The organism is Pseudomonas sp. EggHat1, assembly GCF_014892995.1.
Lineage (GTDB): Bacteria > Pseudomonadota > Gammaproteobacteria > Pseudomonadales > Pseudomonadaceae > Aquipseudomonas > Aquipseudomonas chaetocerotis.
Genome location: NZ_JACKQK010000007.1, coordinates 270,937 through 284,891, shown reverse-complemented (window position 1 = coordinate 284,891; position 13,955 = coordinate 270,937). Strand labels below are relative to the sequence as shown.

Here is a 13,955-nt window from a genome sequence, read left to right as displayed (position 1 = left end):
CCTCGTTACTTGCTCACATGGATTCAGCCCAGTTCGACGATTTCGTAATCGTGGCTGATATCCACACCGGCACGACCCAGCATGATCGAGGCCGAGCAGTACTTCTCCGCCGACAGCTCCACCGCCCGCTTCACCTGAGCCTCTTTCAGCCCACGGCCCTTGACCACGAAGTGCAGGTGGATCTTGGTGAACACCTTGGGCTCCTCGTCTGCGCGCTCGGCGTCGAGGAACACCTCGCAGCTTTCTACCGGCTGGCGGCCCTTGCGCAGAATGCTGACCACATCGAAGTTGCTGCAGCCACCGAGGCCGATCAGCAGCATCTCCATCGGCCGAACACCGAGGTTACGACCACCCGCATCGGGCGGACCGTCCATCACCACGGCATGGCCACTACCGGACTCGCCGAGGAACAGAGCTTCACCGGCCCATTGCACACGCGCTTTCATCGATATTGGCTCCCAGAGTGGAAAAGTTCGGCAGATTAGCACAGGCAGGCTGCAATCCGATGTGCGCCGAATGCGCGAAAGTTCCACGCCGTAACGTTACCCAAGTCGCAAAAAACTCCTTGGTCATAGTATGTCTGTTAAGCTGGCGTCGGAATGCTGTCACACTTGGCCGGATAACAAATAAGAAATTGCCGTTGGACAAAGGCCTTCACTTTTCATATTCGGGACTCGGGCATGGTTGCTATTACCCTTACACCAAAGATCAAGAACCTCGACAAGCTTCTCGCACATTGTCATCGCCGTCGTTACACAGCCAAAAGCACCATCATCTACGCAGGTGATCGCTGCGAAACCCTGTTCTTCATCGTCAAGGGCTCGGTCACCATCCTGATCGAGGATGACGATGGCCGTGAAATGATCATCGCCTATCTCAACTCTGGCGACTTTTTCGGCGAGATGGGCCTGTTCGAAAAGGATGGCTCAGAGAAGGAACGCAGCGCCTGGGTTCGCGCCAAGACCGAATGCGAAGTAGCGGAAATCAGCTACGCCAAGTTCCGCGAACTGACCCAGCAAGACCCCGAAATCCTCTTCGCCCTCGGTAGCCAGATGGCCGAGCGTCTGCGCAATACCACGCGCAAGGTCGGCGACCTGGCCTTCCTTGATGTCACTGGCCGTGTTGCGCGCACCCTGCTTGACCTGTGCAAGCAGCCGGATGCGATGACCCATCCGGATGGCATGCAAATCAAGATCACCCGTCAGGAAATCGGCCGCATCGTCGGCTGCTCCCGCGAGATGGTCGGTCGGGTACTCAAGTCGCTGGAAGAACAGGGCCTGGTACACGTCAAAGGCAAGACCATGGTGGTCTTCGGCACGCGCTGAACCAGCCTCCATAAAAAAGCCGGCTTGATTGCCGGCTTTTTTATGCGTCTTACTCAGGATCGTTGCCGATGACAGCCGGCCGGCCGCGTTCGGGAAAGAACAAGCGCTGCAATTCGCTACCCGGACTTTCCGCACGCATGAAGGCTTCACCGACCAGGAAGGCATAAACCTGGTTGATCTCCATAAGCTCGACATCGGCGCGATTGAGAATGCCGCTTTCGGTCACCACCAGACGATCACGCGGAATACGCGGCAGCAGGTCGAGGGTGGTTTCCAGGCTGACATCGAAGGTGTGCAGGTTGCGATTGTTGATACCCACCAGTGGCGTATCCAACGTCTTCAACGCACGCTCCAGTTCGTCGCCGTCATGCACCTCGACCAGCACGTCGAGACCGACGTCCTTGGCCACCGAGGCCAGCTCGGCCATGCGTACGTCATCCAGACAGGACACGATCAACAACACGCAGTCGGCGCCCAGTGCACGCGCTTCGACGATCTGGTACGGATCGACCATGAAGTCCTTGCGGATCACCGGCAGCGCGCAGGCGGTGCGCGCCTGCTGCAGGTACTGATCGGCGCCCTGGAAGAAATCGATATCGGTCAACACCGACAGGCAGGTGGCGCCGCCCGCTTCGTAGCTGCGGGCGATATCCGCCGGTACGAAGTCGGCGCGCAGCACGCCCTTGCTCGGCGAGGCCTTCTTGATCTCGGCGATCACGGCCGGTTGCTTGCGCGCCGCCTGCTCGAGCAGCGCGCGGGCGAAGCCACGCGGTGCGTCGGCACTGCGCGCAGCAGCCTCGATCTCGGCCAGGCTGACCTGAGCGCGACGTGCCGCGACTTCCTCGAACTTACGGGCGACGATCTTCTCCAGTACGGTTGGCACGCTCACCCTTCGTTCTCCTGTTTGAATACTGCGGTAAAGGACACCAGCTCTTCCAGCTTCTCGCGCGCCAGGCCGGTGTGCAGGGCGTCATGCGCCAGTTGCATACCTTCGCGCAGACTGCTGGCATGGTCAGCAGCATAGAGCGCCGCGCCAGCGTTGAGCACGATCATGTCGGCGGCCTTCTGGCCATTGTCAGTCTTGCGCCGGCCGAGGGCATCGTGGATCAGCGCCAGCGACTGTTCGGCGTTGTCGACGGTCAGGCCGATCAGACTCTGACTCTTGATACCGAAATCCTCGGGCTGGATGCGGTACTCGCTGACCACGCCGTTCTTGAGTTCGGCAATGAAGGTCGGTGCAGCCAGGCTGATTTCGTCCAACCCATCCTGCGCGTGCACCACCAGTACGTGCTCGCTACCCAGGCGCTGCAGCACTTCGGCCATCGGCCGGCACAGTGCCTGGCTGAATACACCGATGACCTGATGCTTGGCACCTGCCGGGTTGGTCATCGGGCCAAGCATGTTGAAGAGGGTACGCAACGCCAGCTCGCGGCGCGGGCCGATGGCGTGCTTCATCGCCCCGTGATGAGACGGCGCGAACATGAAACCGACGCCCACGCTCTCGACACAGCGCGCCACTTGCTCGGGCTTGAGCCCCAGGTAGACGCCGGCGGCTTCGAGCAGATCGGCGCTGCCACTCTTGCCGGAGACTGCGCGGTTGCCGTGCTTGGCCACCTTGCCGCCGGCTGCCGCGACGACGAAGGCCGCAGCGGTGGAGACGTTGAAAATGTTCATGCCGTCGCCACCAGTGCCGCAGGTGTCGACCAGCCGCTCGGCATCGATGACCACGGGTGCGGCCAGCTCACGCATGACGCTGGCGGCACCGACGATCTCGTCGATGGTCTCGCTCTTCATGCGCATGCCCATGAGGAAGGCGCCGACCTGCGCGTCGGTGCACTGGCCGGTCATGATCTCGCGCATCACCGCCTGCATTTCCTCGGTGGTCAGATCGAGCTGGGCGACGATGCGGCCCAGAGCTTCCTTGATATTCATGCGCGCACGCCTCCGGTCTGCTTGAGGAAGTTGGCGAACAGTTCGTGACCCTGCTCGGTGAGGATGGATTCGGGATGGAACTGCACGCCCTCGATGTTCAGAGTCTTGTGGCGCAGGCCCATGATCTCGTCGACCGAGCCGTCTTCATGCTGGGTCCAGGCGGTGATTTCCAGGCAATCCGGCAGGGTTTCACGCTTGACCACCAGGGAATGATAGCGGGTCACGGTGAGCGGGTTGTTGAGGCCGGCGAACACGCCCTTGTCCTCATGGAATACCGGGCTGGTCTTGCCATGCATCACCTGGCGCGCACGCACCACGTCACCGCCGTAGGCCTGGCCGATGCTCTGGTGGCCGAGACAAACACCCAGGATCGGCAGCTTGCCGGCGAAATGCAGGATGGACTCGATGGACACACCGGCCTCGGTAGGCGTGCAAGGGCCGGGCGAGACGACGATGCGCTCGGGCTGCAGAGCCTCGATCTCGGCGATGGTCAGTTCATCGTTGCGGATCACGTGCACGTCGGCACCCAGCTCGCCCAGGTACTGCACGACGTTGTAGGTGAAGGAGTCGTAGTTGTCGATCATCAAAAGCATGGTACGGCTCCTCTTATTCCTGGGCCTGGACGGCAGTCTGTTCGGCGAGTGCGACAGCACGGAACATGGCGCGGCGCTTGTTCAGGGTTTCTTCCCACTCCAGCGCGGGCACCGAGTCGGCAACGATGCCGGCGCCGGCCTGCACGTGCAGCTCAAAGTCCTTGATCACCGCCGTGCGAATCGCAATCGCGGTGTCCATGTTGCCGTTCCAGGCGTAGTAACCGACCGCACCGCCGTAGACGCCGCGCTTGACCGGCTCCAGCTCGTCGATGATTTCCATGGCGCGGATCTTCGGCGCACCGGACAGGGTGCCGGCTGGCAGGATGGCCCGGAGCGCGTCCATCGAAGTCAGGCCCTTCTTCAGCTCGCCAGTGACGTTGGAAACGATGTGCATGACGTTGGAATAACGCTCGATGACCATCTTCTCGGTGAGTTTCACCGAACCGATTTCCGAGACGCGCCCGGTGTCGTTGCGGCCCAGGTCGATCAGCATCAGGTGCTCGGCGACTTCCTTGGCATCGGCCAGCAGGTCTTCTTCCAGCGCCAGATCGGCCTCTTCGGTGGCGCCACGCGGGCGGGTGCCGGCGATGGGCCGCACGGTGACCAGGTTGTCCTCGACACGCACCAGCACCTCGGGCGACGAACCCACCACATGGAAATCGCCGAAGTTGAAGAAGTACATGTAAGGCGTCGGATTGATGCAACGCAGCGCGCGGTACAGGTCGATGGGCGCCGCCTTGAACGGAATCGACATGCGCTGGGAAATCACCACCTGCATGCAGTCGCCCGCCAGGATGTAATCCTTGATGGCGCTGACCGAGCGCTCGTAATCCTCGCGACTGAAGCTGGAGCGGAACGCGGGCTCCTCGCCCGCAGGCTTGTTCAGATCCACCCCCAGACGCGGGGTGAACGGCTGACGCAACTTGTGCAGGATTTCCTGCAGTTGCGCCTGGCCACGTTCGAAGGCCTGCGCCTCAGCCGGGTCGGCCAGCACGATGGCGTGCATCTTGCCCGCCAGGTTGTCGAACACCACCACGGCATCGGAGACGTTGAGCAGGATGTCCGGCGTGCCCAGCGCATCTGGATTGACCCCGGCAGCCAGCTTGGGCTCGACGTAACGCACGCTGTCATAGGCGAAGTAACCGACCAGGCCACCATTGAAACGCGGCAGCCCGGCGATGGTCGGCACCCGGTAGCGGGCCTTGAACTGCTCGACGAAGGCCAGCGGATCGGCGCACTCATGACGCTCGACCTCGACGCCGTCGGTGGTGATCACCACCTCATGACCGTGCACACGCAGCACGGTGCGCGCCGGCAGGCCGATGATCGAGTAGCGGCCCCACTTTTCGCCGCCCTGCACAGACTCCAGCAGGTAGGAATTGGGCGCATCGGCCAGTTTCAGGTAGATCGACAGCGGGGTGTCGAAGTCAGCGATGGTTTCGCAGGCAAGCGGAATGCGGTTGTAGCCTTCAGCGGCTAAACGCAGGAATTCTTCATGGGTCATGATCAGCCTCATGGCTCGGGGTAAACGGTCGGGTGCAAACGGGCCGCGCGGCGGCGGCAGGACGAGATCAGGCGCGCCAGCGCCAACGGGCCAGAGCCTTGATCACTTTCATCCAGAGTTTGCAGCTAACCACCACGGTGCGATCTCGACAGGCGGGGGAATGAGAAGAGCGGCCACGTTAGCAGCTACACGCTACACGCTGCAAGCTGGGCAAGGCGATCGATTTTCATGAGCGGATTTATCCGCGAAATTGGCGATGAAATCGCGGATAAATCCGCTCCTACAGAGGCTGTTCAGCCGTAGGGTGGACGACGCTTCACCCGTCCACCGGCAAGGTCATGTCGGTGGATCGATAACGCGCGAGCTGCCCCGCCCCTACAACAACTCGGCCAGGCTATCGACCACCAGACTCGGCCGCTCCTCGGCAATCGGCCGGCCGTGATTGTAGCCGTAACTCACGGCGACGCAGGGCACCGCGGCAGCGCGCGCGGCCAGTACGTCATTGCGCGAGTCGCCGACGAACAACGATTGCGCCGCCTCGACCCCGGCCAGGCGCATCACCTGCAGCAGCGCAGCCGGGTCGGGTTTCTGCTGCGCCAGGGTATCGCCGCCGATGATCCAGCGGAAATAGCCGCCCAGGCCGACCTGCTCCAGCAACGGCGCGACGAAGCGCTCCGGTTTGTTGGTCACCACGGCGAGCTCGACGGCCGCCGTGCTCAGCGCTTCGAGCAGCTCGTGCACGCCGGGATACAACGCGGTCAGGTGATGACAGTCGGCATAAATATCAAGAAAGCGCGCCAGCGCCTCTTCCGTCTCGGCCTCGCCCACTGCAGCGTGATCCAGGCCACCAGCCAGGGCGCGGCGCACCAGCACCCGCGCGCCGTTGCCGACCCAGTCACGCACCTTTTCAACGCCAGCCGGCGGGCGACCCAGCTCGATCAGCATGCGGTCGACCGCCTCGGCCAGATCGGGCACCGAGTCGATCAGGGTGCCGTCCAGGTCGAACATCACCAGGCGCGGCAGCTCGCCGCCGCACAGCGCTCGCAGCGGTTTCATCCACGCACCAGGGCCAGCTCGGCGCGCATGGCGTCGATCACGGCCTTGTAGTCCGGCTGGTTGAAGATGGCCGAGCCAGCAACGAAGGTGTCGGCGCCCGCCTCGGCGATCTCGCGAATGTTCTGCACGTTGACGCCGCCGTCGATCTCCAGGCGGATCTCGCGGCCGCTGGCATCGATCAGCGCACGGGCCTCACGCAGCTTGTCGAGGGTGCCGGGGATGAACTTCTGCCCGCCGAAACCGGGGTTGACGCTCATCAGCAGGATCATGTCGACCTTGTCCATCACGTACTTGAGCACGTCCAGCGGGGTGGCCGGGTTGAACACCAGGCCGGCCTTGGCGCCGCCAGCCTTGATCAGCTGCAGGGAACGGTCGATATGCTCGGAGGCTTCCGGGTGGAAAGTGATGTAGGAAGCGCCCGCCTCGATGAAGTCACCGATGATGCGATCCACCGGCTTGACCATCAGGTGTGCGTCGATCGGCGCAGTAATACCGTACTTGCGCAGCGCCGAGCAGACCATCGGGCCGATGGTCAGGTTGGGCACGTAGTGGTTGTCCATGACATCGAAGTGGACGATGTCCGCCCCGGCGGCGAGTACGTTGTCCACTTCCTCACCCAGGCGGGCGAAGTCGGCGGAAAGGATCGACGGGGCGATGGCGAAGGGTTGCATGGCGCACCTCTGAGTGCTTGGGTCACGGTGGCGCGCATTGTAACGGCTGTGACGTCTTCAATCGACCGAAGCCAGCTTGGCGTAGGGTGCGACATGCCGGAGGCTTGTCCACCATGGTTCGGCTGCGACGCAGCATGAAGAAAAGGTGGACAAGCTTCGCGTTGTCCACCCCACGCACTGAAGTCCCTCCCACCGTGAGCCGCCTGCCTCAGATACCGCCTAGGCAGAGGTACTTGATCTCCAGATACTCATCCAGGCCGTACTTGGAGCCTTCACGGCCGAGCCCCGACGCCTTCATACCGCCAAATGGCGCCACTTCGTTGGAGATGAGCCCGGTATTGATACCGACCATCCCGTACTCCAGCGCTTCGGCTACACGGAAGGTGCGCCCCAGATCGCGGGTATAGAAGTAGCCGGCCAGGCCGAACTCGGTGTCGTTGGCTTGGCGCACCACCTCGGCTTCGTCGCTGAAACGGAACAGTGGCGCCAGCGGACCAAAAGTCTCTTCGCGGGCCACACGCATATCCGCGGTGACGCCAGTGATGACCGTGGGCTCGAAGAAATGCCCGCCCAACGCGTGCGGCTTGCCGCCCTGCAGCACCTTGGCGCCCTTCTCCAGCGCATCGGCCAGATGAGCCTGCACCTTGGCCACGGCATTGCCGTCGATCAACGGGCCAATTACAACGTCTGCTTCATCACCCGGGCCAACCCGCAGTTTGGCCACGGCCGCGGCCAGCTTGTCGGCAAAGGCGTCGTAGACAGCCTCGTGCACATACAAGCGATTGGCGCAGACGCAGGTCTGCCCGGCGTTGCGGTACTTGGCCACCAGCGCGCCTTCGACCGCGGCATCGAGATCGGCATCCTCGAAGACGATGAACGGCGCATTGCCACCAAGCTCCAACGAGAGCTTCTTCAGCGTCGGTGCACATTGCTCCATCAATTTGATGCCGACGCCGGTGGAGCCGGTGAACGACAACTTGCGCACGATGGGGTTGGCGCATAGCTCGGCGCCGACTTCACGGGAACGCTCGGCATCTGCCGGCAGTACGCTGAACAGCCCGGCCGGAATGCCCGCGCGCTCGGCCAGCACAGCCAGCGCCAGCGCACTGAACGGTGTCTGTGGCGCCGGTTTGAGCACCATGGCGCAGCCGGCGGCCAGTGCCGGACCGGCCTTGCGGGTGATCATCGCCGCCGGGAAGTTCCACGGTGTGATAGCCGCCGCCACGCCAATGGGCTCCTTGGTCACGATCAGACGCTTATCCGGCTGATGGCCGGGAATGGTGTCGCCGTAGACGCGTTTGGCTTCCTCGGCGAACCATTCGATGAAAGATGCCGCGTAAAGCACCTCACCGCGCGCCTCGGTCAGCGGCTTACCCTGCTCGGCCGTCATGATCCGCGCCAGATCTTCCTGATTGGCCAGCATCAACTCGTACCATTTGCGCAGCCGCGCCGCGCGCTCCTTGGCCGTCAACGCACGCCAGGCGGGCTGGGCAGCCTGCGCCGCCTCGATGGCCTGACGGGTCTGCGCGCCGCCAATGTTCGGCACGACGCCCAGCAACTCGCCGTTGGCAGGGTTGAAGATTTCAGTCACATCGCCATTGCTGGCGTCGCACCATTGGCCATCGATATAGGCCTGATGGCGCAGCAGATCGGGATCGTTCAGTTGCATGATTTTCTCCTGCCGCCGAGGGAGGCGTTCGCCCCTCGGCTGAATTGGGGATTGCACAGGCCTCACTCGGCGGGCGGCAGATCCTTGGTGAAGGTCTGGTCGTTCTCGCCACGGAACATCCTTGCCCCATAGATCAGCGCGCACAGACCAACACCGATGGCGAAGGCCCAGCCGGCGCCCTTGATCGCCAGCACCGCACCGATCACCCCGGCGATACCCAGGTCACGCTGGCTGCGCGCCTCCATGATGCCCAGGCGCACGCTGACGTAGCCCTGGATCAGCAGAGTCAGCGCCAGCGCAACACCGAGGATCGGCTGCACCAGCGTCACCACCGGCAACAACAGCAGACCGGTATTGGTGCCCCAACGGAACGAGCCAACCCCGCCGTAGATCGACTTCATCGCCTTGGCGCCACCCTTGAAGCGCTCGGTGATTACCACCTGCATGGCCGACCACTGCGGGCCACACATGGCCACGTCCGGTCCGAATATGCTCATGAAGGCATTGCGCCCACCGAAGATCAGGTGCGAGCGGTTAGGGTTGAAGTCGACCTTCTCGTCACGCCGTACATGGTCGGCTTCACCGAGGATCGCCCTGGCGCCAAGCACGTCGCCGAACACCACGAGATAGGCGGCGAACACGGTGGGGATGGCGGTGACGAACATCATCAGTGGCGGCATGCCGAGGCCGAACACGGTGTATTCGTTCCACAGGGTGACGAAGTCCGGCTGGCTGATGCCCCACTCGATGCTGGGCCAGGGTGCCTCGCCGAAAATCGGCGCGACGATCACCGCCAGCAGGATGATCGGGAAGATGCCCAGCTTGGCGAAATTCCACCAGAAGCGGTTGCGCTTCTTCAGCTCCTGAAAATGGATGGAAAACACCAGGTAAAAGGCGATGCCGATGGCGATGGAAATGGTCCAGGGGAAGCTATCGAAACGACCGCCTTCCTTGAATACCGTCACCACCGCGCTAAGGCCGGCGCCCATGATGATGCCGGCCTTGAGCGCCGAGGGCACCAAGGACACCACCTTACGCGCCATGCCCGTCATGCCCAGGCCTATCGAGAACACCCCGAGCATCAACTGGAAGGCAATCAGCGCATGCACCCGCTCCGGGCCCTCCGGGAACTGGCTGCAGTAGGCCATCAGCAGTGGGATCGCCGGGGTGATCCAGCCTGGAACGACCGGGTCGCCCAGCAGGTGGTGGGTCAGGTACAGCAGGCCATTGAGCATGACCACTGCCAGCGCCACCTCGAAGGGCATGCCGAGGAACTCGGTCATCAGCGGAATCGCCGCCAGATCCACCGCGCACATGAGCAGGCCCTGCATGTAGTCGGAGATCTCGAAGCGGTAATGAATGAAAGGCAGACGCACCTTGAATGGCCCCACCGGCCAGTAGGGGGCTTCCACACCAAGGTCTTGTTGATGCAGTTCGGACATTTGAGTCACCCAGCTTTATTAGAGTTGTATTTCAGCCGGCCCCAGCACACTGGGGCCTGTCATCTTCGTTGCGGTAATCAGTAGGCAGCGCGGTAGATCTGTTCGATGTCGCCCGCCGTCAGGCGCCGCGGATTGTTGCGCATCAGGCGGTCGATCTTGCCCGCTTCCTCGGCCATGGCCGGGATGGCGTCTTCCGGCACGCCGAAGCTGCGCATGCCCTTGGGAATGTCGACGCTGGCGCACAGCTCGGCCATGGCCTCGACGGCCAGGTCGGCGGCGGCCTTGTCGCTCAGGCCATGCGTTTGCACACCGAGAGCAGCGGCGATCTCGGCCATGCGCTCGACGCAGGCCAGCTTGTTCCAGGCCATCACGTAGGGCAGCAGCAAGGCATTGCTGACGCCATGAGCGATGTTGAAGCGACCGCCCAGCGGGTAGGCCAGCGCATGCACCGCGCCCACGCCGGCATTACCGAAGGCCATGCCGGCCATCAGGCTGGCGGTCGCCATGTCTTCGCGAGCGACCAGATCCGCCGGGTTGGCATAGGCCTTGGGCAGCGCCTTGGCGATCAGCTTGATCGCGCCAATGGCCAGGGCGTCGGTGATCGGTGAGGCGTTCACCGACAGATAGGACTCCACCGCGTGCACCAATGCATCGACGCCGCTGGCAGCGGTCACGCCGCGCGGGCAGGTCAGGGTCATCAGCGGGCTGACCAGGGCCACGTCGGGCAGCAGGTAATCGCTGACGATGCCCTTCTTCAGCTGGGCCTGCTTGTCGGAGAGGATCGACACGTTGGTCACTTCCGAGCCGGTGCCGGCGGTGGTCGGGATGGCAATCAGCGGCGGCCCTTTACGTTTGATCTGATCGACGCCGAACAACTCTTCCAATACACCGTCATGACCGACGTAACCGGCCACGGCCTTGGCGATATCGATGGCGCTGCCGCCGCCGACACCGATCAGACCATCGTGACCGCCGTCGCGATAGACCTTGGCGCAGGCCTCGACGATGGCGATCTCCGGCTCCGGCTCGACACCATCAAAGATGCCATAGCGGCGTTCGCCGAGCTGCTTGAGGACATGCTCGACCGTACCGGACTTGATCAGGATGGCGTCGGTGACGATCAGCGGATTGGTGATATTCAGTCGAGGCAGTTCGAGCGCCAGTTGCTCCACGGCACCCTGGCCGGTCAGCAGCTTGTTGGCGATCTTGAATGCGGCAGTGTTCATCAGCAGGCCCCTTATGCGTTGTTGTGCTGAGCGGGTTTGGGGCTTGCCATAGCCATTCCTGTGCCAGCTCGCCGAAAGCGGCGTGGTAGAAGGCTTGCGTCGATTTGTCACAGCGCGCTACGGGCTGCGCTTGATCAGAAAATCAATCAAAAGACCGTGATTCGATCCATTTTTCAATCAACCCTGTTCCCAGCGTTTCATCTTCTGCACCAGCGTCGCCTGGCTCAGACCAAGCACCTTGGCTGCCTCTCGGGTGGTCTTGTGCTGCATCAGCGCACGGCGGATGAGGCGCCGCTCAAGGTTCTCCACCTGCTTGCGCAATGGCAGCAGGTCGTCTTCGCCTGCGGCGCTGCGGGCGATGCGCATCTCCTCCGGCAGGTCGAACAGCTCTATGCGCTCGCCGCTGGCAGTGACCACCAGGCGCTCGACCAGATTGATCAGCTCACGGATGTTGCCGGGCCAGGCGTAGTCGGTCAGTGCATCGAGCGCTTCGAGTTCCCAGCTCAGCGCTCGGCCATAACGCTGGTTGAATTCGGCCAGGTAAAAATCCAGCAGCGGCTGAATTTCCTCGGGGCGCTCGCGCAAGGCCGGAATGTGGATCGGCACGACGTTGAGCCGGTAGTAGAGGTCGGCGCGAAAACGCCCCTCGGCGACCATCGTACGCAGGTCGTGGTGGGTGGCGGTGATGATGCGCACGTCCACCTCCTTCAACTCCAGGCCACCGACCGGAATAAAGCGACTCTCCTCGATCACCTTGAGCAGCTTGACCTGCAGCGGCAGCGGCAGATCGCCGATCTCATCGAGAAAAACCGTGCCCTGGTGCGCCAGCTCCAGCAGACCGCGCTTGCCCTTGCTGCCGGCGCCGGTGAACGCGCCCGGCACATAGCCGAACAACTCGGCCTCGATCAGGTTCTCCGGCAGCGCACCGCAGTTCAGCGCCAGGAACGGCTGCGCTGCGCGCGGGCTGCTCTTGTGGATGTACTGGGCGATCAGGGTCTTGCCAACGCCGGTCTCCCCCTGCAGCAGCACCTTCACGTCGCTGGCCGCGACCTGCCGCGCCTGCATGAAGACGCGCCCGGAAGCGGGCTTGTCAGCAACCGGGGAGGCATCGAGCAGATCGTCACGCTGCCCGGCATGCAGCCTGGCCGTGCTGCTGCGTAACTGCTTCAGCTGCTGCAGCTCGTCGCGCTCGTGCTTCATGCGCAGCAGCTCGGTCATGTCGCGCACGGTACTGACCACGTAGCGCACGCGTCCATCACCGGCGAAGATCGGCGTACCGCTGACCAGCAGACGCTTGCCCTGGCTGACGCTCTGCATCAGTGACAGCGCCTTGCCTTCCTTGAGCACACGCAGGGACACCGACTGCGAGATCACGCCCTGCTCTACCAGCGCCTGCATGTGCTGGCCGACGACGTCCTCGGCACGCAGCCCGGTCAGGCGCTCATAAGCACTGTTGACCTTGAGGGTGATGCCATCGGCGTCGGTGATGTAGACGCCGTCATGCAACGCGTCGATCAGCTCACGAAAACCGGGATCATCGAAGTCCATCTGGCCGCCTTGTTGGGACAGGAGAAACTGCACATTCTACGCCCGGAAACGAGCAAGGCCCCGCCGGTTTCCCAGCGAGGCCCTGAACATACAACTGCGGCGATCTATTCCGGCATCGAAGTGCGTAGCTTCTCGCTACGCCCACGCAACCACTCCAGAGTCAGCAGCAGCAACACCGAGAAGCCGATCAGCAGGGTCGCCGCGGCAGCGATGGTTGGCGACAGGTTCTCGCGGATGCCGCTGAACATCTGCCGCGGCAGGGTAGCCTGCTCGGGGCCAGCGAGGAACAGGGTCACCACCACTTCGTCGAAGGAGGTGGCGAAGGCGAACAGCGCGCCGGAGATCACGCCCGGAGCGATCAGCGGCAGGGTCACCCGGCGAAACGCCGTCAGTGGCGAGGCGCCGAGACTGGCGGCGGCGCGCACCAGGTTGTGGTTGAAGCCCTGCAGGGTGGCCGACACGGTGATGATCACGAACGGCACGCCGAGCACGGCATGCACCAGGATCAGCGACAGGTAGCTGTTGCCCATGCCCAGCGGCGCGAAGAACAGGTAGCTGGCCACGCCGATGATCACCACCGGCACGATCATCGGCGAGATCAGCAGGCTCATCACCAGCGCCTTGCCGCGAAACTCGCCACGGGTCAGGCCGATGGCCGCCAGGGTACCGAAGACCATGGCCAGCATGGTCGCGGCCGGGGCGATGATCAGGCTGTTCTTCAGCGAGCGCATCCAGTCGGCGGACATGAAGAAGTCCTCGTACCAGCGCAGCGAGAAGCCCTGCAGCGGGTAGACCAGAAAGGTGCCGGAGTTGAACGACAGCGGCACGATCACCAGCACCGGCAGGATCAGAAACAGCAGCACCAGGCCGCAGAGAATGCGCAGGCCGTAATACCAGAGGCGCTCGACGGGTGACATGTAGGGGCTGAGCATGGCTGTGACTCCATTTAGCGTTTAGCTCCCCTCACCCGCTTGCGGGAGAGGGGTTGG

At 63.1% G+C, this 13,955-nt stretch carries 13 protein-coding genes; 1 reads left to right on the top strand and 12 read right to left on the bottom strand.

From position 1 onward, the window contains the following. Positions 1 to 23: 23 nt before the first annotated feature. Positions 24 to 446, bottom strand: coding sequence for an OsmC family protein (locus INS93_RS13895; protein ID WP_092377968.1), 423 nt, complete (start codon positions 444 to 446; stop codon positions 24 to 26). A gap of 234 nt (positions 447 to 680) precedes the next feature. Between INS93_RS13895 and crp the strand changes: the two genes are divergently transcribed. Further along, positions 681 to 1,325, top strand: coding sequence for a cAMP-activated global transcriptional regulator CRP (crp, locus tag INS93_RS13890; protein WP_017675648.1), 645 nt, complete (start codon positions 681 to 683; stop codon positions 1,323 to 1,325). A gap of 49 nt (positions 1,326 to 1,374) precedes the next feature. Here the strand turns inward: crp and trpC are convergent, their stop codons facing one another. The 11 genes from trpC to INS93_RS13830 all read right to left on the bottom strand — a co-directional run bounded on the left by trpC (position 1,375) and on the right by INS93_RS13830 (position 13,898). Continuing rightward, positions 1,375 to 2,214, bottom strand: coding sequence for an indole-3-glycerol phosphate synthase TrpC (gene trpC / locus INS93_RS13885; RefSeq protein ID WP_160019907.1), 840 nt, complete (start codon positions 2,212 to 2,214; stop codon positions 1,375 to 1,377). Further along, positions 2,211 to 3,257 (bottom strand): anthranilate phosphoribosyltransferase, encoded by a 1,047-nt coding sequence (gene trpD / locus INS93_RS13880; RefSeq protein WP_192982919.1) that lies wholly within the window; start codon positions 3,255 to 3,257, stop codon positions 2,211 to 2,213. Before trpD ends, trpC begins: the two co-directional genes overlap by 4 nt. Further along, positions 3,254 to 3,850 (bottom strand): aminodeoxychorismate/anthranilate synthase component II, encoded by a 597-nt coding sequence (locus INS93_RS13875; protein WP_021488787.1) that lies wholly within the window; start codon positions 3,848 to 3,850, stop codon positions 3,254 to 3,256. The genes trpD and INS93_RS13875 overlap by 4 nt, the downstream gene beginning before the upstream one ends. Before the next feature lie 13 nt (positions 3,851 to 3,863). Beyond that, positions 3,864 to 5,354, bottom strand: a complete 1,491-nt coding sequence (gene trpE, locus INS93_RS13870) for an anthranilate synthase component I (protein WP_192982916.1) — start codon at positions 5,352 to 5,354, stop codon at positions 3,864 to 3,866. Between the two features lie 375 nt (positions 5,355 to 5,729). Continuing rightward, a complete protein-coding gene (locus INS93_RS13860; protein WP_192982913.1) occupies positions 5,730 to 6,410 on the bottom strand; it encodes a phosphoglycolate phosphatase in 681 nt (226 codons plus the stop codon). Then, positions 6,407 to 7,081: a ribulose-phosphate 3-epimerase gene (gene rpe / locus INS93_RS13855; RefSeq protein WP_192982911.1), complete on the bottom strand. Its 675-nt coding sequence runs from the start codon at positions 7,079 to 7,081 to the stop codon at positions 6,407 to 6,409. The genes INS93_RS13860 and rpe overlap by 4 nt, the downstream gene beginning before the upstream one ends. A 208-nt stretch (positions 7,082 to 7,289) precedes the next feature. Continuing rightward, entirely contained in the window at positions 7,290 to 8,750 is a 1,461-nt protein-coding gene (gene gabD, locus INS93_RS13850; RefSeq protein ID WP_192982908.1) for an NADP-dependent succinate-semialdehyde dehydrogenase, read from the bottom strand. Positions 8,751 to 8,812: 62 nt separating this feature from the next. Beyond that, positions 8,813 to 10,192, bottom strand: coding sequence for a hypothetical protein (locus INS93_RS13845; protein ID WP_192982906.1), 1,380 nt, complete (start codon positions 10,190 to 10,192; stop codon positions 8,813 to 8,815). A gap of 77 nt (positions 10,193 to 10,269) precedes the next feature. Beyond that, the gene (locus INS93_RS13840) at positions 10,270 to 11,418 is read right to left on the bottom strand and encodes an iron-containing alcohol dehydrogenase (protein ID WP_192982903.1); all 1,149 of its coding nucleotides are present in this window, start codon (positions 11,416 to 11,418) and stop codon (positions 10,270 to 10,272) included. Positions 11,419 to 11,595: 177 nt separating this feature from the next. Then, entirely contained in the window at positions 11,596 to 12,966 is a 1,371-nt protein-coding gene (locus INS93_RS13835) for a sigma-54 interaction domain-containing protein (protein WP_192982900.1), read from the bottom strand. A gap of 104 nt (positions 12,967 to 13,070) precedes the next feature. Beyond that, positions 13,071 to 13,898: an ABC transporter permease gene (locus INS93_RS13830; protein WP_160019915.1), complete on the bottom strand. Its 828-nt coding sequence runs from the start codon at positions 13,896 to 13,898 to the stop codon at positions 13,071 to 13,073. Positions 13,899 to 13,955 lie beyond the last annotated feature (57 nt).